Origin of the sequence: Endozoicomonas sp. ONNA2 (assembly GCF_024606365.1) — a bacterium.
Taxonomy (GTDB): domain Bacteria; phylum Pseudomonadota; class Gammaproteobacteria; order Pseudomonadales; family Endozoicomonadaceae; genus Endozoicomonas.
Window position 1 is genome coordinate 1 of record NZ_JAHHPO010000584.1, and the last position, 1,640, is coordinate 1,640.

At 57.3% G+C, this 1,640-nt stretch carries 3 protein-coding genes; all 3 read left to right on the plus strand.

Going from position 1 to position 1,640, the window contains the following annotated elements; genetic code table 11:
- Positions 1-231 (plus strand): hypothetical protein (locus KDK14_RS10235; protein ID WP_257265002.1); only part of this gene is annotated, 231 nt, incomplete at its 5' end.
- Positions 232-233: 2 nt separating this feature from the next.
- Complete coding sequence (locus KDK14_RS10240) at positions 234-1,391, plus strand: CDP-alcohol phosphatidyltransferase family protein (RefSeq protein ID WP_257265003.1); 1,158 nt, start codon at positions 234-236, stop codon at positions 1,389-1,391.
- A gap of 54 nt (positions 1,392-1,445) precedes the next feature.
- Positions 1,446-1,640, plus strand: a 195-nt coding sequence (locus KDK14_RS10245; protein ID WP_257265004.1) for a hypothetical protein, incomplete at its 3' end; no start/stop codon positions are given.

Genomic DNA, 1,640 nt, shown 5'->3' on the forward strand with positions numbered 1-1,640 from the left:
TGTCCAGCCGCAGCACGTAGGCAACAGCTCTGTCTGTTTGTTGTGTCCCCCCTGGGGTTGGCACAGCTCAAGCCGACATTGACCGCCTGTTTACCCGCCGGGCACTGGCAGCTGATTCGTCTGGACACCATGCCGGTGGACGGTCGGCATAACAGTAAAATTGATCGGCCGGGATTGCGTGCCGGGGCATTTACCGCCCTGGAACGGCTGATGCTGGAACAGGGAGAATAACAATGGCATCACCGTGGTTAATTGGCCTGAACCGGGTGGACTGCATCACGCTGATCAGCGTGCCCCTCACGGTGCTGGCCATGCATGAAACCCTGCAGGACCGATTCCTGTCGGCACTGGCCCTGCTCTACCTGGCAATGACCGCCGATGCCCTGGATGGCATGCTGGCCCGGCGCTGGCAGTTGACCCGGAATTTTGGCCGCTATCTTGATGGCTTTATGGATGTACTGATCTATCTGGTGACGCCCGCCCTGATCGTGATGCAATGGGGAGACAGTGTCGTTTTGCTGTTTGCCCTGATGGTCATGGTGGCCTGCGGCTGCGTGCGTCTGGCGGTCTTTAATGAAACCGGCAATATTGGGGATAGCGCCACGGAGCTGGCCTATCAGGGCATGCCGGTGTTCTGGAGCCTGTTTATTATTGCCCCGGTGATCTGGCTGAACACGCTGGATATTTTACCGATGGTATTGGCGCACTGGCTGCTGGTAACAGGATTGCTGATCTTCAGTTACCGGATGGTACGCAGGGGGCGATTCTTTAAGTTTTCTTCGTTGAAACAGATTCTCCCCCTGACCCTGGGCGGTTTTTTGTTATGGATGTCTGCCAGCGCAGACACCGGTCAGGCGAAGGCACTGATACAGGCGCTGTACCTGCAGATTCCGGTAGTGATTGGCGGCATTCTGCACATGATCGTAGTCAGCCGCGATGATTTTCCGGCGCTGGCAAAACCCATCGGGCACCGGGCATTCGGGGCCAACAAAACCTGGCGGGGGCTGGTGGTGGTTCCCTTGCTGACCGCCTTCGGGGCCTGCCTGCTGTATCCGCTGGAATGGCTGCTGGGTGCAACTTCACCATTCTCAGGGCAGCCATTATGGCTTAGCGGCACCTTGGCCGGGCTCGGGTATGTACTGGCAGAACTGCCCAACTCCCGGGTGAAACGCCGACTGGGTATCGCTGCCGGTGAGCTACCAACACAGGGCAGGGTCATCGCCATCGCCGCCGATCAGCTGGATTCTGCCATTGGTGTGGCTGTGGTCTACGTGCTGTGGCTGGACATTAGCACTGATATTGTGCTGTGGTATATCGCCAGTTTTCCGCTGTTGGCCCTGCTGGTCAAAGGCTGGCTCCATAAGCATGCATTGAAGAGTCACGCCAGGTGACTCATTGTTTGGTGGCAACTGTGTTGGCACAAGGGGGAAGAGCACTAAGAAGAGATGGTTCTTTTCCTTTGTGCTCTTTGTGTCCTCCGTGGTTCCATCCGCAACCCCGGCAGCCAAGACAGCAACCTTGACGGCCTTGGCATCAAACCCGAGTTCCGAGGCAGCAATCGCAAAGGCCCCGGCAGCAGCCCCGACAATCATGCCAGTCAGCGCTTCCTGATAGCACTACTGTCCATTCTTTCTTTAGCT